This is a genomic window from Faecalicatena sp., from assembly GCF_058819085.1.
Map to the genome: position 1 here is coordinate 1 of NZ_JBZUUL010000002.1, position 20,384 is coordinate 20,384.

Annotated in this window: 16 protein-coding genes; 4 read left to right on the forward strand and 12 right to left on the reverse strand. The window is 48.0% G+C overall.

Annotated features, from left to right (window positions below):
- Positions 1–194 precede the first annotated feature (194 nt).
- On the reverse strand, positions 195–848 hold the full coding sequence (locus tag AC4OGX_RS00170; protein WP_493327770.1) for a YigZ family protein: 654 nt from the start codon (positions 846–848) through the stop codon (positions 195–197).
- 283 nt (positions 849–1,131) lie between these two features.
- Here AC4OGX_RS00170 and AC4OGX_RS00175 point away from each other — a divergent pair, with 283 nt between their 5' ends.
- On the forward strand, positions 1,132–3,720 hold the full coding sequence (locus AC4OGX_RS00175; RefSeq protein ID WP_493327771.1) for a PBP1A family penicillin-binding protein: 2,589 nt from the start codon (positions 1,132–1,134) through the stop codon (positions 3,718–3,720).
- A 130-nt stretch (positions 3,721–3,850) separates the two neighbouring features.
- Here the strand turns inward: AC4OGX_RS00175 and AC4OGX_RS00180 are convergent, their stop codons facing one another.
- From AC4OGX_RS00180 to ftsH, 4 genes are all read right to left on the reverse strand, one after another.
- A complete protein-coding gene (locus tag AC4OGX_RS00180) occupies positions 3,851–4,786 on the reverse strand; it encodes an ROK family glucokinase (RefSeq protein ID WP_493327772.1) in 936 nt (311 codons plus the stop codon).
- A gap of 39 nt (positions 4,787–4,825) precedes the next feature.
- A complete protein-coding gene (gene hprK, locus AC4OGX_RS00185) occupies positions 4,826–5,755 on the reverse strand; it encodes an HPr(Ser) kinase/phosphatase (RefSeq protein WP_493327773.1) in 930 nt (309 codons plus the stop codon).
- Positions 5,756–5,858: 103 nt separating this feature from the next.
- The gene (uvrC, locus tag AC4OGX_RS00190) at positions 5,859–7,730 is read right to left on the reverse strand and encodes an excinuclease ABC subunit UvrC (protein ID WP_493327774.1); all 1,872 of its coding nucleotides are present in this window, start codon (positions 7,728–7,730) and stop codon (positions 5,859–5,861) included.
- Positions 7,731–7,855: 125 nt separating this feature from the next.
- Complete coding sequence (gene ftsH / locus AC4OGX_RS00195; RefSeq protein WP_493327775.1) at positions 7,856–9,934, reverse strand: ATP-dependent zinc metalloprotease FtsH; 2,079 nt, start codon at positions 9,932–9,934, stop codon at positions 7,856–7,858.
- A gap of 141 nt (positions 9,935–10,075) precedes the next feature.
- Between ftsH and AC4OGX_RS00200 the strand changes: the two genes are divergently transcribed.
- Together AC4OGX_RS00200 and pyrG are read left to right on the forward strand one after the other, a co-directional pair.
- Positions 10,076–11,554, forward strand: coding sequence for a DUF1846 domain-containing protein (locus AC4OGX_RS00200; protein WP_493327776.1), 1,479 nt, complete (start codon positions 10,076–10,078; stop codon positions 11,552–11,554).
- 227 nt (positions 11,555–11,781) lie between these two features.
- Positions 11,782–13,401, forward strand: a complete 1,620-nt coding sequence (pyrG, locus tag AC4OGX_RS00205; RefSeq protein ID WP_493327777.1) for a CTP synthase — start codon at positions 11,782–11,784, stop codon at positions 13,399–13,401.
- Positions 13,402–13,469: 68 nt separating this feature from the next.
- On the opposite strand, the gene AC4OGX_RS00210 is transcribed toward pyrG, so the two are convergent.
- From AC4OGX_RS00210 to AC4OGX_RS00225, 4 genes are all read right to left on the reverse strand, one after another.
- Complete coding sequence (locus AC4OGX_RS00210; protein WP_493327778.1) at positions 13,470–14,054, reverse strand: phosphatase PAP2 family protein; 585 nt, start codon at positions 14,052–14,054, stop codon at positions 13,470–13,472.
- Between the two features lie 66 nt (positions 14,055–14,120).
- Positions 14,121–15,050 carry a cation diffusion facilitator family transporter gene (locus tag AC4OGX_RS00215; protein ID WP_493327779.1) on the reverse strand — a complete coding sequence of 310 codons (930 nt, stop codon included), beginning with the start codon at positions 15,048–15,050 and terminating at the stop codon, positions 14,121–14,123.
- A gap of 248 nt (positions 15,051–15,298) precedes the next feature.
- Positions 15,299–15,643 carry a hypothetical protein gene (locus AC4OGX_RS00220; protein WP_493327780.1) on the reverse strand — a complete coding sequence of 115 codons (345 nt, stop codon included), beginning with the start codon at positions 15,641–15,643 and terminating at the stop codon, positions 15,299–15,301.
- Positions 15,644–15,785: 142 nt separating this feature from the next.
- Positions 15,786–16,934 carry a M23 family metallopeptidase gene (locus AC4OGX_RS00225; protein WP_493327781.1) on the reverse strand — a complete coding sequence of 383 codons (1,149 nt, stop codon included), beginning with the start codon at positions 16,932–16,934 and terminating at the stop codon, positions 15,786–15,788.
- 107 nt (positions 16,935–17,041) lie between these two features.
- On the opposite strand from AC4OGX_RS00225, the gene AC4OGX_RS00230 reads away from it, so the two are divergent.
- Positions 17,042–17,644 (forward strand): manganese efflux pump, encoded by a 603-nt coding sequence (locus AC4OGX_RS00230; RefSeq protein ID WP_493327782.1) that lies wholly within the window; start codon positions 17,042–17,044, stop codon positions 17,642–17,644.
- A gap of 56 nt (positions 17,645–17,700) precedes the next feature.
- On the opposite strand, the gene AC4OGX_RS00235 is transcribed toward AC4OGX_RS00230, so the two are convergent.
- From AC4OGX_RS00235 to AC4OGX_RS00245, 3 genes are all read right to left on the reverse strand, one after another.
- Positions 17,701–18,363, reverse strand: coding sequence for a YkgJ family cysteine cluster protein (locus AC4OGX_RS00235; RefSeq protein ID WP_493327783.1), 663 nt, complete (start codon positions 18,361–18,363; stop codon positions 17,701–17,703).
- Positions 18,348–19,298: a tRNA dihydrouridine synthase gene (locus AC4OGX_RS00240; protein WP_493328087.1), complete on the reverse strand. Its 951-nt coding sequence runs from the start codon at positions 19,296–19,298 to the stop codon at positions 18,348–18,350. Before AC4OGX_RS00240 ends, AC4OGX_RS00235 begins: the two co-directional genes overlap by 16 nt.
- A 95-nt stretch (positions 19,299–19,393) precedes the next feature.
- Complete coding sequence (locus AC4OGX_RS00245) at positions 19,394–20,332, reverse strand: DMT family transporter (protein ID WP_493327784.1); 939 nt, start codon at positions 20,330–20,332, stop codon at positions 19,394–19,396.
- Between the last annotated feature and the right edge of the window lie 52 nt (positions 20,333–20,384).

Consider the following 20,384-nt stretch of genomic DNA (forward strand, 5'->3'; position numbering starts at 1 on the left):
ACGATGGACACCCTTGCCTTCGGCTATATCCTTCCCACTACCGGGCGGATTCCGGACTTGCACCGGTTAGAAACGTGCGCCGCCGGGCGCACTTGAAAAAGGTACCTGGGATTCCCGGGTACCTTTTTACTGTCCTTCATTCTTCTTATCTGACGTATCCTCTCCTACTTAGCCATATGTCTTTCTTGGGTATTTTACACCACATCCCAGATTTTCAATTCCTTATCCGCCTCAGCAAACCAGCACTCCCCATTCCTGCTGATCCTGCTCTTTCCATTCGTCCCCTCAGTCACCTCGGCGGTCACAGCCTTCTCATCCCCGGTCGGTACAAGTACAGTCAGCTCCACTGAATCGGTATAATTGGTCTCTAATATAGGAAGTCCTCTCTGCCCCAGGATATATTGGATTTTGCCAAGTCCGGTATAATCTGTCTGTATCTTCAGTTTAAAACCGTAAATTCTGGTAATAATCGTACTGTGGGCAAGGCCTTCTCTGGATGCGGATGTATACGCGCGCACGAGACCGCCAGTGCCGAGCAGGGTTCCTCCGAAATAGCGGGTAACGATAATCAGCACATTTTCAAGTTTTGCTCCTTTTATTACCTCCAAAATCGGCTTACCCGCTGTCCCGCTCGGTTCCCCATCATCACTGCAGCGTTCCAGCGGACGCTCCTCCCTGATTACATACGCGTAGCAATGATGCCTGGCATCCCAATACTGCTTTTTGATGCGTTCCAGACATTCCAGGGCTTCCTCTTCCGACGAAACCGGGAAAACATCTGCGATAAAACGGGACTTCTTTTCGACAATCTCTGCAGTGTTTCCCTGATATACTGTTTTATATTCCATAATGCACCTACCTCTGTCGATGATTTATTGCAATTTTCAACTCATGCCCTTCGGGCGGGTTTACAGCTTCGCTGTAAAATATAGTATACCCATAGGGCATCCCGTAACTCATGCCCTTCGGGCGGATTTACAGCTTCGCTGTAAAATATAGTATAACAAATATGTAGGAAACCTCAAGAAATTATTAAGATTTTTTTATAAATATGAACTTTTGGCAAATTTTCTTTATTTAGGGAGTTAAATTTGATATAATGAGTGGAATGAATAAAGGAGGATATTATTCATGAATTACGGAAAAGAAAATCTTTCGAAGAGAAAGAAGAATATTTCTTCAAAAAAGAATATGAAAAAGAAGCGTGTCGGAGTCCGCGTCTTCAAGGCTCTGATCATTTGTCTGCTATTGATCATAGTCATTGGTGCGGGAGGGGGTGCTCTGTTTGTTAAAAAGATCATCGACAAGGCACCAAAGGTTACTCCTGATAAAGTAAAGCCTTCCGGGGCTACTACCTTTGTTGTGAACGAGAACGGAGAACAGCTGGATACCTTCTTCCAAAAAGGATCCAACCGTGTTTACAAGACCTATGATCAGATACCGATCAACCTCACACACGCATTTGTCGCGATCGAGGATGAGCGTTTCTATCAGCACAACGGGATCGACCTGCAGGGTATCCTGAGGGCCGGTGTTGTGGGACTTGCCTCCGGACATTTTTCAGAGGGTGCCAGTACATTGACACAGCAGCTGATCAAGAATAATGTGTTCCCGAACTTCGTCGATGAAAATACCTTCTATGACAGGCTGCAGAGGAAGCTCCAGGAGCAGTATCTTGCCGTGGAGATCGAGAAGCAGATGACAAAGGAGGAGATCGTTGAAGCCTATATGAACACGATCAACCTGGGGCAGGGCTGCTTAGGCGTACAGACGGCAGCAAAGAGATATTTCGGAAAAGATGTCTCCGACCTTACACTCTCTGAATGTGCTGTAATCGCCGGTATCACACAGAACCCTTCCGGCTATGACCCGGTAGAACATCCGGAAGACAACAAGAAGAGACGTGATAAGGTTCTAAAGAATATGCTGGATCAAGGGTATATCACGAAACAGGAGTTTGAGGAAGCTAAAGCAGAAGCTGTATATGATAAGATCACGAACACTGTCCAGGCTACAGAAGAGGACAAGCCGAATACCTATTTTGTCGATGCACTGCTTCAGCAGGTCATCAAAGACCTTCAGACCCGAAAGGGCTATACAGAGACACAGGCTTATAATGCCGTATACAGCAACGGACTTACGATCACAGCTACACAGGATAAAGGAATCCAGCAGATCTGTGACGAGGAGGCTGCAAATCCGGCCAACTATCCGGCTACCGTGGAGTACGGCCTGGAATATGCCCTGACAGTCACACATGCAGACGGCACCTCCGAGAACTACAGCAAGGAGATGCTCGGCGAATACATCCGCGGTGCATGGGGCAAGGAATACCCGCTCATCTTCTCTTCTCCTGAGGAAGCACAGCAGGCAGTTGCAGAGTATAAGAGTACACTGAACATTGCCGAGGGAGATACCGTTACAGAGAATATGGATATCACTCCGCAGCCGCAGATCTCCATCGTAGTGATGGACCAGTATACAGGTAAAGTAAAAGCAATCGTCGGAGGACGTGGAGAAAAGAAGACCAGTCTCTCCCTGAACCGTGCGACAGATTCAACAAGACAGCCTGGTTCCTGTTTTAAGATTCTTTCAACCTATGCACCTGCTCTGGATTCTGCCGGATATACACTTGCAAAAACAATCGACGATGCTCCGTTCAAATATGACAATGGACAGTCAGTCAACAACTGGGATCATAAATACATCGGTCCGACACGTGTACGTTACGCCATCGAGCACTCTATGAACGTTTGTGCCGTTAAGACACTGACTGATATCGGTCTGCAGACCGGATTTGATTCCCTAAAGGAATTTGGCATCACTACTCTCGTAAATAATGATGATGACAACTATCCTGGATTCACCGATGTGGCACAGGCTACCGCCCTCGGAGGAATCACTCGTGGTGTATACAACCTGGATATGACAGCCGCTTATGCCGCCATCGCCAACAATGGCTTATATACCGAACCAATCCTTTACACAAAGGTAGTCGACAGTGAAGGAAATGTCCTGTTAGATAATACCGAGCCTGTTACACGCCAGGTCATCAAGGATTCCACAGCAGGGCTTCTCACAAGCGCTATGGAAGATGTTATCAATAAAGGGACCGGTACGGCTGCAAGATTAAATAACATGCCGGCTGCCGGTAAGACAGGTACAACGGAGAAAAGTACAGACCTCTGGCTTTCTGCGTATACACCTTATTTTACCTGCTCCATATGGACAGGTTATGACTCCAATAAACCAATGGAGGGTTACCAGTATGACCAGATCTGGCATGAAGTCATGTGGAAGCATATCATGGACCGTATCCATGAGGCGCTGCCATATAAAGACTTTACGATGCCTTCCTCTGTAGAACAGAAGACGATCTGTACACAGACAGGACTTTTAGCAACCTCTACCTGCCCGCCTCTGACCGAGTATTTTGCAAAGGGAACAGCGCCTACTCAGAGCTGTCCAGGTCATGTAGTGCAAAAGCCGGAGGATGAGGAAGATAAAGATAAAGAGAAGGAAGACGAGGAAAAGCCAAAGGAGGAAGAACCTGAGGAGCCTCAGACACCGGAAGACCCTTCCGGCGGTGAAACTCCAGCTCCTGAAGACCCTTCCGGCGGCGGTACTACACCTCCTCCTTCTGAAGGAGGCGGCAATACCGAGGCACCACCTGCTGAAGGAGGCGGCGGTACGACAGATGTACCGGCTCCTGCAGAGTAAAGGACCTGCAAAGGATTTTTACTAAAAAGTGAGTATAAAAAAGCAGAGAAGATTGAAACTTCAATTGAAACTTCAATCTCTCTGCTTTTTTTGTATAGAACCTTTTCTTTTTTCTATATGCAGGTTCCTTTTAATCTCCTAACACCAGCTTAGCAGAACCGCAGATTCCCGCGTCATTTCCCAAAGTAGCCAGGGTAAATCTCACATCCTTATTCGCAAAGAATACCCGCTCTCTGAATGGCTTCTCAATATAGGTTAAAAGCACTTCTCCGGCCTTTGAAACACCGCCGCCGATGACAATTACTGACGGGTCTGTGATCGTTGCCAGATTGGCAAGCTCATACCCCAGATATCTTCCGAATTCTTCTGCCACCTCCATGGCTACCGTGTCTTTGGCTTTTACTGCATCGAAGACTGCCTTTGCCGTTACTGTATCCTTTTTAAGCATCGTGTCTCTTGTCTCTTTGTCCAGTTTTCTCTTTGCCAGACGGACGATTCCTGTAGCGGATGCATACTGTTCCAGACACCCCCGGCTTCCACAGCCGCAGACCTCAGTCTCCTCATAATTCACGCAGACATGTCCCAGCTCGCCTCCTGCTCCGTGTGCCCCGGTGATCACCTTGCCGCCGATGATGACACCGCCGCCGACTCCGGTACCCAAGGTCACCATCACCATGTTTCTCTGGCCTGCACCGCCGCCTTTCCACATCTCACCCAGTGCCGCCACATTGGCATCGTTTCCGATCTCTGCCCGAAGGCCTGTCAACTCCTCCAGCTCCTTCTTTACGTCTTTATATTTCCAGCCCAGATTCGCGCTGCCATTGACAATGCCCTCCTCTGTTACCGGTGCAGGAACTCCAGCCCCGATCCCCAGGACATCTGCTTTATCAATGTTCTTTTCTTTCATCTTATCAAGGATGGAAGCTGAAATATCCGGGAGGATGGCTTTGCCTTCCTCTTCTGTGTGGGTAACGATCTCCCATTTGTCAAGGATCTCACCCGTCTCTTCAAAAAGTCCTAACTTTACAGTTGTTCCTCCGATATCTACGCCAAAACAATACTTCATGGTCTGTCTCCTATCTGTCTTTTTTGTTTCATTTTATATCTATCTGTGTTTTGCCAGGTTCTCCTGCACACGCTTGTACAGCTCCTGAGCCGCATTATATCCCATCTGCTTTTGTCTGTGGTTCACAGCCGCGGATTCCACGATGATCGCCAGATTACGTCCCGGACGGATCGGGATGCTGTGGCATACCACACGGTTACCCAGGAATTCTGTGTAATTTTCCTCCAGGCCCAGGCGGTCATACTCTTTATCGCGGTTCCAGTCCTCAAGGGTGATAACCAGATCAATGTTCTGCGTCTCTCTGACACTCTGTACACCGAACATGGACTTCACATCTACGATCCCGATGCCACGCAGCTCGATAAAATGCCTTGTGATATCCGGGGCAGCACCGACCAGAGTATCATCACTCACTTTGCGGATCTCAACCACATCGTCTGTAACAAGACGGTGGCCTCTCTTGATCAGCTCCAGAGCTGCCTCGCTCTTACCGATCCCGCTCTCTCCCATGATCAGGACGCCGACACCATATACGTCCACCAACACACCATGGATCGAGATGCATGGGGCCAGCTTAACATTCAGCCAGCGGATGATCTCTCCCATGAAAGAGGAGGTTGATTTGGAGGTCGTAAAGATCGGCACCTCATGCTTCACTGCCAGATCCAAAAGCTCCTGCTCCGGCTGCATGTCTCTGCTGAATATGATGCACGGCACCTTATGGCTCAATAATTCTTCATATATCTTGATCTTCCGCTCCTTCGTTAGTGTCTCCAGATATGCATACTCCACAAATCCGATCATCTGCACTCTGTCTGAGTCAAAATGATCAAAAAATCCGGTAAGCTGAAGAGCCGGTCTGTTAATATCCGGCACATTCACTTCCCGACCGATCAGTTCCACATCAGGAGTCAGATTCTTTAAATCCATCTTCTCAACGATTTCGCTTAACTTTACTCCTTGTACCATAATATTCTCCTTTTCCTTTATTACTTACTGCCCGTAAAATGACAGAAAACAAACAGATTTCCTTTTCATTATAGCATGAATACCTAGTCCTTAAAAGACTTCGTCAAAGATTCGTCTCTTCCTTCCCGTGAAAAAACTGATAGACCGCCTCTGCCGACTTCTCATTCATGGATGGGACATTTGCCAGCTCCTCCACCGTGGCAGCCTTGATCGCATCCAGACTCAGATAATGGCGCATCAGCGCTTTTCTCCTGGCAGGCCCGATCCCGGTAATATCATCCAGGATTGAATGTACCTGCCCCTTTGAACGAAGCTGTCTGTGATACTCAATAGCAAAACGGTGTGCTTCATCCTGGATCCTTGTGACCAGTCTGAACGCCTCCGAGGATTTATCGATAGGGATCTCCTCATTGTGGTAATACAGCCCTCTGGTCCTGTGATAGTCATCCTTAACCATACCGCACACCGGGATGTTTAAGCGCAGCTCCTCCAGTACTTCCAGGGCGACATTGACCTGCCCCTTTCCACCGTCCATCAGGATCAGATCCGGGAACAGGGTGAATCCTCCCAGCTCTTTACTCTCCTCTCTTTCTCTCAGACCATGGGTAAACCGCCGGGTCAGCACTTCACGCATACTTCCATAGTCATCTGCCCCTTGGATCCCCTTGATCTTAAACTTACGGTAGTCATTCCTCTTCGGCCTGCCTCTCTCATAAACGACCATAGAACCTACAGATTCGAATCCATTTGTATTTGAAATATCATAAGCCTCCATCCGGTTGATATGATCCAGATCCAAAAGCTTTGCGATCTCCTTGACAGCACCGATGGTCCTGCCTTCCTCTCGTTTCAGGCGTTCCTTATCCTTGCCAAGGACCAGACTCGCATTATTGGCAGCCAGCTCTACCAGCTTCTCCTTCGTCCCCTTCTTGGGAACACGGATCGTCACCTTACCGCCCCGCTTGGTACTCAGCCACTCCTCCAGCAGCTGCATGTCATCCAGTTCCTCCGGCAGCATCAGCTCACTGGGTATAAATGGTGTTCCTGCGTAATACTGCTTGATGAAACTGTCCAGCACCTCTTTGTGAGGCTCCTCCTTTGAAATCCTCAAATAGAAATGATCTCTTCCGATCAGACGGCCGCCGCGGATAAAGAAGACCTGTACCACTGCATCCTCTTCCTCAGATGCCACCGCCAGCACATCCCGGTCCTCGCCGCTGCTGTCTGTGATCTTCTGCTTCTGTGCCACCTTTTTCACGCTGTTTAAAAGCTCCCGAAACTCGATTGCCTTTTCAAATTCCAGTGCCTCGGATGCCGCATTCATCTTCTCTTCCAGCTCTTTTAGAATACCGTCAAAGTTTCCGTTTAAGAAACGGATCACCTCCTGGACAGCCTTCCCATACTCTTCCTGAGAAATGTACCCCTGACAGGGTCCGTCGCACTGCTTGATATGGTAGTTTAAGCAGGGCCTTTCCTTCCCCACATCTCTCGGCAGATTCCTGTTACAGCTGCGGATATGGTACAGCTTGTGAAGAAGCTCGATGGTATCCCTCACCGCCTGCGAGCTGGTATACGGCCCGAAATACTTCGCCTTATCCTTTAGCATCTTTCTGGCGAGCATCACACGGGGATATGGCTCATTCGTTGTTACCTTTATGAATGGATAGGCTTTATCATCCATCAGCATCGTATTATACTTCGGTCTGTGCTCCTTGATCAGATTACACTCAAGGACAAGCGCCTCCAGCTCCGAGTCTGTCACGATATACTCAAACCTCCGTATATGCGTGACCATCTGCTCAATCTTAACCCCCTTGTTCCTGCTGCTTTGAAAATACTGCCTCACCCGGTTCTTGAGGCTGACCGCCTTGCCCACATAGATGATGTTATCCCTCTCATCGTGCATAATATAAACCCCCGGCTTTCCCGGGAGTTTTTTTAATTCTTCCTGAATATCAAAATTATTATTTTCCATGCAACTATTATAAAGCCTGGGCCCTGTTTTGTGAAGAAAAACTTTTCTGCATGAGTCTTTACTATAAAAGAACCCGGAAAGGATCATCTTGTATAGACTTCCTTTCCGGGTTCCCGGCTCTTTATTTACTCTGTTGGATCTTCTGCCCCGTCTGGTTCCTTAGCAGGCTCTGATGATGCTTCTGGCTGTTTTGCTATTTCTTCGGATACAGTCTCTTTCGCTGCCTGTTCCCCGACCGGCTTCATTGCAATCCTAATATCCTTCTTCGGCTCTGTGCCTTCTTCCGGCTCCTCGAGCCCCTTGACCTCACGGAAAATCTTCATGAATTCTTTTCCGGTAATGGTCTCCTTCTCGATCAGGAAAGCGGATATCTTATCCAATGCCTCCCTGTTTTCCCGAAGCAGGCGTTTTGCTTCTTCATACGCTTTCTTTAACATCGCCATGACTTCTCCGTCTATCTCGGCAGCCGTAGCCTCCCCGCAGTTCACGACCGGGCGGCCGTCCAGATAGCGGTTCTGGATAGATTCCAGGCCGATCAGGCCAAACTTCTCTGACATACCATACTGGGTGATCATGGCCCTGGCGATCTTCGTTGCCTGTTCAATGTCATTGGATGCTCCTGTTGTAACGGTATCGAACACGATCTCTTCTGCTGCACGTCCGGCTAAAGCACCTACTAACATGGCCTCCAGCTCCTTCTTCGTATTGAGGAACTTCTCTTCCTCCGGAGTCTGCATCACATAACCCAGGGCTCCCATCGTCCTCGGAACGATCGTGATCTTCTGCACCGGTTCGGCATCCTTCTGAAGAGCACTTACCAACGCATGGCCGACCTCATGGTAGGATACGATCTTCCTCTCCTCCTCACTCATGATGCGGTCCTTCTTTTCTTTCCCGACAAGTACCACCTCAACTGCCTCAAATAAATCCTTCTGGCTGACTACCTGTCTGCCATTTTTAACAGCATTGATAGCCGCCTCATTGATCATATTGGCAAGGTCTGAGCCGACGGCCCCGGAGGTTGCCAGTGCTATGGCTTCCAGATCCACGGTCTCATCCATCTTAACATCCTTTGAATGTACCTTTAAGACATCCACACGCCCTTTCAGGTCCGGTTTATCCACGATGATACGTCTGTCGAAGCGTCCCGGTCTTAAAAGTGCCGGGTCCAGTACTTCCGGACGGTTCGTCGCTGCCAGAAGCAGCAGTCCTTTATTCGTGTCAAATCCGTCCATCTCGGCAAGCAGCTGGTTCAAAGTCTGTTCCCTCTCGTCATTGCCGCCCATTGCAGTGTCACGGGTCTTACCGATGGCATCGATCTCATCGATGAATACGATACAAGGCGCCATCTGCTGCGCCTGCTTGAATAAATCACGGACACGGGATGCCCCGACCCCCACATACATCTCCACAAACGCGGAGCCTGACAGTGAGAAAAACGGAACCTTTGCCTCTCCTGCCACAGCCTTTGCAAGCAGAGTCTTACCGGTTCCCGGAGGGCCCACAAGCAGAGCTCCCTTCGGCAGCTTCGCACCGATGCCCGTATACTTTCCAGGATTATGCAGAAAATCCACCACCTCCTGCAGGGATTCCTTCGCCTCATCCTGGCCTGCCACATCCTGGAATGTGACTCCCGTTTCCTTCTCCACATATACCTTCGCATTGCTCTTGCCGATTCCCATCATTCCGCCGCCCTTAGACATGCGTTTCATAAGGAAATTAAACAAGATGACCAGCAACAGGATGGGCAGGATCACGGTAATGAAAATCTCAAATATCATGGTAGACGCCGTATCCGGAATACGCTGTTCATATTCCACCCCGGCCTTATACAGACGGTCTGATAAGGTATCATCCTTTACCGCACCTGTATAGTAATCGGGAGCCTTCTCTTCCTGGCTGCCATTCTTTTCCTCCAGCCTGCTCACGATATCCGATGCCGTGCCTGTTCCCTTTTTCTCCTTCGCATCATCTTTCAAGGTAATGTAAAGCTTGGTCGACTCGATCGTGACCTTTTCAACCTTTCCTTCATCCACCATCGTCAGGAATTTATCATAACTGATCTCCTCAGGATTCTTATCCTGCATCATCGAGTATAATCCCATCACTATAAAAACAGTCAACAGTGTTGTTACCAGGATCACTCCCCAGCCCTGACGATTGTTTTTAGGATCTTTATTGTTTCTGTTATTCTGATTATCCATTCTCTGCCTCCTAAAATCCACTATCCCCATTATAAGTACAGCTTGAACATAAATCAATAAAAAGATTATGAAAATATTGTAAACACAGGGCGTTTTATAGTATACTGGTTACGAAATATGTCATGAGTGAGGAAAGAGAAAATGAAAATAGGATTCGATAATGAAAAGTATTTAACCATGCAGTCAGAACATATCCGCGAAAGGATCAACCAGTTCGATAACAAGCTTTACCTCGAATTTGGCGGGAAGTTATTCGATGATTTCCATGCAGCCAGAGTCCTTCCGGGCTTTGCACCAGACAGTAAGCTAAGGCTGTTAAAGCAGCTCAGCGACCAGGCAGAGATCGTCATCGTCATCAGCGCTCGTGATATTGAGAAGAATAAAGTCCGCGGTGATCTTGGGATTACATACGACTCAGACGTACTCCGGCTGATGGATTCCTTCCGTGACAGCGGCCTGTATGTAGGAAGTGTCGTTATTACCCAGTATTCCGGTCAGGAGAGCGCCCAGCTCTTCAAAAACCGTCTGGAGAACTTAGGCATCCGCGTATACATCCACTACAATATCAGCGGCTATCCGTCCAACATTCCACTGATCGTCAGTGATGAAGGCTACGGCAAGAATGAATACATTGAGACTACACGCCCGCTTGTTATCGTCACAGCACCCGGACCAGGCAGCGGCAAGATGGCAACCTGCCTTTCACAGTTATATCATGAGCATAAACGTGGAATTCATGCAGGATACGCTAAATTTGAAACATTTCCCATCTGGAACCTGCCGTTAAAGCATCCGGTGAACCTGGCCTATGAAGCCGCCACAGCCGATCTAAACGACATCAATATGATCGACCCGTTCCATTTGGAAGCATACGGTGTCACCACAGTTAACTATAACCGCGACGTAGAGATTTTCCCGGTATTAAATACCATTTTTGAAAAAATCTATGGAAGCAGCCCTTACAAATCTCCTACAGATATGGGAGTCAACATGGCCGGCAAATGCATCTGCGACGACGAGGCCTGCAAGGAAGCTTCCCGCCAGGAGATCGTCAGAAGATATTTTGCATCCTTAAATGCATTGGTAATGGGCTCCAGTTCCGAAGAAGAAAAGCAGAAAATAGAACTTCTCATGAACCAGGCCAATGTAACCGTTAAGGACCGGAAAGTCGTTGCAAAAGCACTGGAACGCGCCAGGGAGACCGGCGGTCCCGCTGCTGCGCTGGAGCTGGACAACGGACGTATCATCACAGGTAAGACCACGAACCTGTTGGGAGCCTCTGCCGCCCTTCTGCTGAATGTAATCAAGGAGCTGGCAGGGATCGACCACGAGCAGCATGTCATCTCCCCTGAATCGATCGCACCGATCCAGGAGCTGAAGGTGAAGTATTTAAAAAGCAAGAACCCACGCCTCCATACGGACGAAGTACTGATCGCCCTCTCTGCAAGTGCCGCTCACAGCGCACCTGCTAAAAAAGCTCTGGAGCAGCTGCCAAAGCTCGACGGATGCCAGGCTCACACTTCTGTCATGCTGTCTGACGTGGATATTAAGACATTTAAGAAGCTGGGAGTACAGCTGACCAGCGAGGCAGCTTACGAAACTGATCATATTTACCACTAGGAACCTATTTTGACGTTTCCGGGTGCATGCAGGACCGTGATCTCTTCCCCCGCACCGGGCCCATGAACGCCAGGCCGGGCCATAGCCTTAGATCTCAGGGCTGTGGCCTGGTTTTTTCTCTGATAAAACTCCTCACAAAAATTTCCTGTAAAAAATCCTGTATTTTTCTTTCATTTTAGTATATACTCTTTAAGTATTTTTTAATGATTCATACAAAGGAGGATTTTATGGCAGTGAAATATGTATTTGTAACCGGCGGAGTCGTCTCCGGCCTTGGCAAAGGAATTACAGCGGCATCTCTTGGACGACTTCTCAAGGCACGCGGCTATACTGTGACGATGCAGAAGTTCGATCCCTACATCAATATTGACCCCGGCACCATGAACCCGGTACAGCACGGGGAGGTTTTTGTAACAGAAGACGGAGCGGAGACAGACCTGGACCTGGGACACTATGAACGGTTCATCGATGAGAACCTGACGAAGAATTCGAACGTAACTACCGGTAAGATATACTGGTCCGTGCTGCAAAAAGAGCGCCGCGGGGATTTTGGCGGCGGAACCGTACAGGTGATCCCCCATATTACAAACGAGATCAAAAGCAGATTTTACCGCAATCCTGCTGCAAAGGATACGGAAATCGCTATCATAGAGGTCGGCGGGACAGTTGGCGATATCGAAAGCCAGCCTTTCTTAGAGTCCATCCGGCAGTTTCAACACGAAAAAGGTCACGAAAACGTGATTCTGATACACGTCACTTTAATTCCCTATCTAAAAGCATCCCGCGAGATGAAAACAAAACCCACTCAGGCAAGCGTCAAGGAGCTTCAGGGCATGGGCATCCAGCCTGATATCATCGTCTGCCGCTCCGAATATCCGCTCGATGACGGAATCCGGGACAAGATTTCTCTTTTCTGTAATCTTCCGGCAAGCCACGTGCTTGAAAACCTGGATGTGGAATATTTATATGAGGCTCCCCTTGCCATGGAGCGTGAGAGGCTGGCACAGGTCGTATGTGAATGTCTGCAGCTGGAATGCCCGGAGCCTGACTTAAGGGATTGGGAGGAAATGGTAGAAAACCTGCATCAGGCCTCACAGGAGGTTACTGTAGCACTGGTCGGAAAATATATCCAGCTCCACGATGCCTATATCAGTGTTGTGGAAGCATTGAAGCATGGCGGGATCTACAGTCATACTACGGTTCATATCAAGTGGATTGACTCAGAGACCGTCACCGCACAAAATGCCTCCCATATCTTCCGGGATGTCAGCGGCATCCTTGTCCCCGGAGGTTTTGGAGACCGGGGTGTGGAAGGAAAGATCGAGTCCATCCGGTATGCACGCACACATCAGATCCCCTTTCTGGGGCTCTGTCTCGGAATGCAGCTTTCCATCGTGGAATTCGCACGTCATGTGCTTGGATACCATGACGCACACAGTATGGAATTAAACCCGGACACCACACATCCTGTTGTCCATATCATGCCGGATCAGGAGGGGATCGAAGACATCGGAGGTACCTTGAGACTTGGTTCTTATCCCTGCATACTAAAAAAAGCTTCCAAAGCGTATCAATTATATGGAAAGGAAGAAATCAGCGAACGCCACCGCCACCGGTATGAGGTAAACAATGATTATAGGGAAGCACTTAAGGAACATGGCATGCTTCTCTCCGGTCTTTCTCCCGACGGGCGGATCGTTGAGATGATAGAACTGACGAACCATCCCTTTTTTATTGCTGCACAGGCACACCCCGAATTAAAATCCCGTCCAAACAGACCCCATCCTCTGTTCAAAGGATTTGTAGAGGCTGCTCTTGACTATTCCAAAACACAGCCAAAAGAGTAAGCATGTAAAAAGCCTGTCTGTGATCTTTCCCTCCACAGACAGGCTTCCTTATGGCTGTTCATGCCATGCTATTCTTTTTTCTCTATCTGGTCAGCAGCACCCAGTGCCTTACTTCGCTTCCACCTTTGAGACACATACGCTGTCAGCTTTACCGCTGCCCAGGCTGCAAAGACTCCGACCAGCAGTCCGCCCAATACATCGGATGGATAATGCACCCCCACATACAGACGTGAAAAGGCGATCAAAGATGCCAGTATCACAGCCGGTATGCCCCACTTCCTTGGTGCCATCCGGTAATATACCATGGCCGCCGCAAAGGACGCAGAGGTATGTCCAGACGGAAATGAATAGTCATGCGGCTTTTCTATCAAAAGCCTGAGCCCTTCGATCACTTCATAAGGCCGTGTCCTCGCCACCAGATTTTTCAGTGTTACATTTGTGATCAATGCCCCGATCGCCATCGCCAGAACTGCCGCGATCCCTGCCTTCCGCGTCCTTTGCGGTATCACAAGCAGTAGAGAGAGCGCGATCCAGAACCATCCTGAATTTCCCAGGGAGGTAATGAACTTCCAAAAAGGAGTCATCCAGTCCTGCCTGATATAGTCCTGTATATATAACAGGATATTTCCATCTAATTGTAATAAATAACCCATCTGTAATCCCTTTCTAAGCCAAAAATATTTTTATCAGTATATCACATTACGTTTGGTTTTCAAAGTTTATCCCCCGATTTCTTTGATTTCCCGCTGGGTTAACGGATTGACATGTACCATACAGTGCTTTACTTCCGGAAACTGCTCCTCGACTTTGTTATGCACATCTTCTGCAATCTTATGCGCTTCCCTCAGGGTCAGATTTTCATCGGCTGCAATCTCCATATCCACATATGCCCTTGCCCCGAACATTCTGGTGCGGATCGCATCTATCTTTTCCACACCCGGATTTTCCAGGACCACCTGCCGGATCTGCTGGATCGTCCGGTCATCACAGGCCTTATCTACCATTTTATTCATTGCATCCCGGAAGATATCCCACGCTGCCCTGCCGATAAATACACAGATCACAACACTGGCCAAGGGATCCAAAACCGGAAAACCCAGCCTGGCCCCTAAAATCCCCGCAAAGGCACCTATGGAAGAGAGCGCATCCGAACGATGGTGCCACGCATCTGCCATCAGTGCGCCGGAATGAATCTTCTTAGCCGCCCCTCTTGTATACCAGTACATCCATTCCTTCACAAGGATCGAGAGCACTGCCGCTGCCAGAGCTGCCCGCCCGGGAATTACAGCCTTTCCCAGGCTGTCCGCCGCGATCTTCTTTACTCCCTGAGCTCCGATTCCCGCGCCTGTTGCAAAGAGTACCGCCGCCAGCAGAATCGACGCCACACACTCCATCCTCTCGTGTCCGTAAGGATGCTCCTTATCCGATTTTTTTGCAGATACTGTCACACCGATCATAACAATGAATGTACTAAACACATCTGAGGCCGAATGGACCGCATCTGAGATCATTGCGCCGGAGTGGGCTGTAAGCCCTGCGGCCAGCTTAAACACAGACAGAGCAATATTCACCCCGATACTGACCTCTGATACTCTCATTGCGATTCTTCTGCCGTCTATTTGGGATGTTTCCTTCTGCATCATTATCATTCCTCCACTTCTCTTTCTATGACTGATACTTAAAACAAAAATTTTGCCTGCAAAGCTATATCACAAAAAGAATCTGCGGAACATTCTGCTAAATGGTCCCACAGATTCTTTGACCTGCCCTGAGGCAAAATGAAATATCAGATGCGGCTGTTACGGAAATTAGATTTCAATAACAGCCGCATCTCTATGAGGGGGGCTAATTTATGGATTTGTCAGGTTATCTGCATATTACTCAAATAACACTGAACCTACATATTGGCTTTTATTTTATACTTCTTCTCTTTTCTGACATATTCTGTATCCCTGGCTTTTCCTTCTCTGCCGGCTGCCTCCATCTTACGGGGCTTTTTCTGGTCATCCAGCTTTACACTTCCCAGCTCTTCCTCTAACTGCATCTTGCGAAAATCCTTTTTGTGGTTCACTCCTCCGCAAAAATCTTCAAACGCAAATGCCATTCTGTCCAGGATGCCAAGACTGGATATCCTTTCTGCCGAAAACTTTCTTACAGAGCGGAGCCAATACTCTGTGAGCATCCAACATGCGGCTAATAACGCTGCCGCTGAAATCAAAACCATCATCATTCTTTCTAACATAGCTTCCACTCCTTTTCTCTTTATTGTTATCTTTATATTAAACTTTATAAGTTGATTAGTCAATGTTTTTTACTTATTTTTACCAATTTTCTGTTATTATTTTCATTATGTCTATATATTCTATAAATTTATTCTTTTTCTATTATTTACGATCTGTACCCGCCCCCTTTGCTTTGTCTTTTGCTTCTCTTCCACTGCTTTTATCTGTCTTCGACTTTTGGTATTCCTCCGCTTTAGGATCCTCCATTTTATACCGCCGGTACCACTCTTTGTTCGCATCATTGCGCACGACCTCGCAGCGGTTTTGGGAAAGAAAACGCACAAGAGGATAGACATCGACCCATATTTCATGATTTCCCTCTCTCTGGCTTTCATCAAAGATTAGCTGCAGCCCAAAATGAAGATGATAGGTATCGATATTATTTACATTTTCTTTCGTACTGTAACCGGTCCTCCCCATATACCCGATCACATCTCCTGCCAGGACCACATCCCCCTCCTTTAAGGACTCTGCGAACGGGACATTTTGACGAAGATGCGCATAATAGTAATAACGCCGTCCGTCAAAGCTATTGATGCCGATACGCCAGCCACCATACTGATTCCACCCCATCACAGCCACATAGCCGGACTCGACTGCGGTCACGGGAGTTCCCACCTGCCCCATCATGTCATGCCCCAGGTGATTGCGGCGGTATCCATAGCTTCTGGCGACCCCGAAATCATCATAATCTGTATAGGGAAATTCCTTTGCGATGGGGCAGAATGCTTTCAATCCGTAATACTTCTTCCACGTGTTATCCTTCGGACTCTCGATCCTGTACTCCCCCACCATGCCATCCAGCACTGCACCGTAGGCCTCCCGGTAATACTCATAATACTGCATATTTTCTGTCAGCTTTTCCATTGTAGTCTCACCTGAGAGGATTTTTTCCGCGGCTTCTGTCATATCCTTTTCCCGGAAATTCTTAAAATCACCGCCATACTTTGCCCCCAGATAAGCAAGCAGCTCCACCCAGTTCAGATGGATCTCCTCCTGATAAGTCTCTACGTCATATGTATATGCCTGATTCAAGGCTTCATAGCTGACATTGAATTCGACCCATTTAATATAATCCTTCTTCTGTTCTTCCTGTGTCTCCTCCTTTACCGCACTTCCTTCAGTTCTGACAGAAACTGCCGCCTCTTGATCTATTTTTTCATTCTGCCCATTTCCCTGCCAGACGCCAATCATCAGAAGAAGCAGCAATATCTCAGCCCCGATCCCTGCCGGGAAAAATAATTTTCGCATGTACATGCTCCTGCCCATAAACTCTTAATAGTCTATGCTCGATGAACGCAACAAATTCTTCTGAATATACTGAATACAAACAACAATCATGACGTCAGGAGCAGGCCATGCATCTTATATCCTCACTTTTATTCGCGCTCTCCGCAAACATAGACAGCTTCATCGTAGGCATGTCTTACGGGATAAAAAAATCAGACATCAGCCTTTTAAAAAGCACCATCATCAGTCTCGTGACCCTGATCGGTACGATAGCAGCTATCCTGATGGGAACACAGATCTCACAGTTTCTTCCTGCCTCATCTACGCTGGGTATCGGCTGTGCCCTCCTGATCGGACTCGGCCTGTACTATATACTAAAGGCACTATTTGGCTTTATCCGAAATAAGATCAGAAAAAGGGAAGTAAAAGCAAATGAACAGGCCGCCCCTTTAAAGCAAGAAGCCGAGGATACAGCTCTTCTGACCTTAAGAGAAGGTCTATTTCTCGGGCTGGCCCTCTCCATCAACAACTTTGGAATGGGAATCGGGGCAAGCATCACAGGATTAAAGCTGGTACCGACTGCGGTCATCTCCCTTATTGTGTCCGTTATTTTCTTATATGCAGGTAATTTCATAGGAAAGACAAAGATGCCACGGATATCTGACCAGATGGCAGATGTGATCTCTGGATTGATACTGGTGGGACTGGGGATTTATGAACTGCTTGTTTAAATCTAAAAACCCCGGCGCAGGTAGAAACATACGCGCCGGGGCATCCTTCATGATCATTAATAAAGTAATTCTTTTTGTGCACTCTTAAGCCTCTCCTGAAACTGCTCATAGAATTCTCCCGCTGCATATCCTTTCACATAGAATTGATTGAGCACATACAGCACAGTTTGTTGTCTCAGGCTGTCATCTCCTGAATCCTCCAATTTTTTCTGAAGATCCTTGAGGAAATAATGCCACTGTGTGATAAACTCCTGATTCTGTTTCAGATTTGGCGTATCGATCCACTTTTTCACCTTCGTTTTTGTCCGGTTCTGCTTTTTGCACTCATGGACCTGCAGAAAATACTGAAAGCTTCGGCCCTCATAATATCTCCCCAGTGGAAACAGGCGGCAGATCCCCGGCCTTGCCGGATGGATACTGCATCTGCCCTCCTGATTTAAAAACACACAGGTTTCATCCGTACCGCTCATTTTCAGATTGGGAAGTATCATTCCATCGACAACATGAAGCTCGATCTTGTCATCGATCATTTCCTCAAAGCTCTTTCCCAATATCTCTGAAAGTCTGTGGATATCCAGCGGATCCAGCAGGATCGTGTTCCCCATTTTGCTGCAGCAGGCAAAACAGCCTTCGCAGTCCCCACAGTCAGCACGTACCATATCGTTTATGCCATAAAGCTTCCCGTCTGAAATTTCCTCCAGGCTTACATGTCTTTCCATACCCTGATCTCCTGTTCCTCAAATAATGCATCTACCACCTTTTCATAGGCAGTAAGTTTCTCCGATTTTTTGATCTTCTTTCCATATTTCTCATGATCTGTAAACAATGGGGCCAGATAGAACCAAAACTCCTTCATCTTAAAGAGGATCGTCTTATCACCGCTTAATACCTCCTGATAATCCCCGTATATCCGGTCATGAAATGCCTTTAAAGTCCCCTTGTCAATCACACTTCCCTGACGGATCGCACAGACCAGACCTGGATCTGAAAGAATCCCCCTTCCCAGCATGACACGATCCACCTCCGGGAACTGCTCAGTGAAGCGGTTATAATCCCGGACCGTAAAAATATCCCCGTTATAGCAGACACTGCATCTACATTTTGCCAGCGCCTCGCCGAACACTTCCCAATTGGGAGTATTCCGATACATATCCGACTGAAGCCGGGGGTGGATGATCAGCTCCTCCAAAGGATACTGATTATATATATGAAGCAGTCCTTCAAACTCGTCGGGGCTGTCCATCCCTATCCTTGTCTTGATCGATATCCTCATGTCCGTCTGTTCAAAGATCTCTTCTAAAAAGCGGTTTAACTGATCCGGGTAAGCCAGAAAACCGGACCCCCGTCCCTTCGTGACCACCGTCTTAGAAGGACACCCCAGGTTCAGATTCACTTCCTTATAGCCGTAAGCCCTCAGTTTTTCTGCTGTACCGATAAAATCTTCCGCCGAATTGGTCAGGATCTGCGGGACTGCATACATCCCCTTATTATGCTCCGGCAGTATATCATTTTTCTCTCTGGAACTGAGATGTCCAAACTGGTTCGGCTTAATGAACGGGATAAAATATTTATCCACCTGACCGAAATATGTATGATAAGCTCTGCGGTATACATAACCGCTGATCCCCTCCAGCGGGGCAAAATAAAATTTCATATCTGTCTGCATCATAGTTTCTCCCAAGCTTTTTCATTTCTTATAGATTACGAACTCCATCATAAAATAAGGAACCGATCCTGTCGATTCCTTATCTATTCTGATCCTCCTTCTATCTCTCCCGAGACCCGGTCATGAGCGGAAGATCTAAGCTCTATCTTCCCTTCCGAGATCACCAGGCCCACGAGGGTAAGCGCTGCGCCTGCTGCCGCCACGGGAGTGATCTTCTCATGCAGGATCAGCACGGAGGTGACGATCGTAATGACCGGGGACGCATAGATATAAACACTGGTGCGTACCGGGCCGAGTACCCGCACCGCAAAGTTCCAGGTCACAAAACAAAGGGCGGATGCCCCTGCTCCAAGAAACAGGATATTCATAAGATTCGCAGGATCAGCCAGCCTCGACAGCCCCAGATGGAAATCAAAGACCACTGCTGCCGGGATCATGAACAGGATCCCATATCCAAACATATGGCGTGTGGACTGTATCGTGGAATATCCGTAACCACTGATTTTCTTCGTAATAACAGAATAGCAGGACCACACAAAAGCCGCCCCCATGGAAAGGATATCCCCCTTGGGGTTCAACTTAAGGTTCTCTGCTCCGCTAAAGCTCATCATGCCGATCCCGATGATCGCCGCCACAAATCCCAGAAAAAAGGAGGCCTTCATATGCCCCTCCTCTTTCAGGAAGATACGGCTGAGTATGGCAGTAAAAAACGGGGCCACTGATATAATCACGCCTACATTGGAGGCCTGGGTGTAGGTCAGGGCAATATTTTCCATCAAAAAGTACAGACATACGCCGCAGAGCCCTGCCGCCGCGAACAGCCACTCCTGCTTCTTCTCAGTCAGCCTCACCAGTCCCGGCTTGACCAGGAACAGGATCACATACCCGATGACAAACCGGATGAGCAGGATCTCTACCGGCTGGAAGCTCCTAAGCAGTGTCTTTGTAGAGATAAAAGTGGTCCCCCAGACCATCACTGTTAATAATGCCACGATATGTCCAACACCATTTTTACTCTTCATTTCAGACTGCCCCCTGTAAACTTTGTACTCTAACTCTCTTTTTGCACTCTCT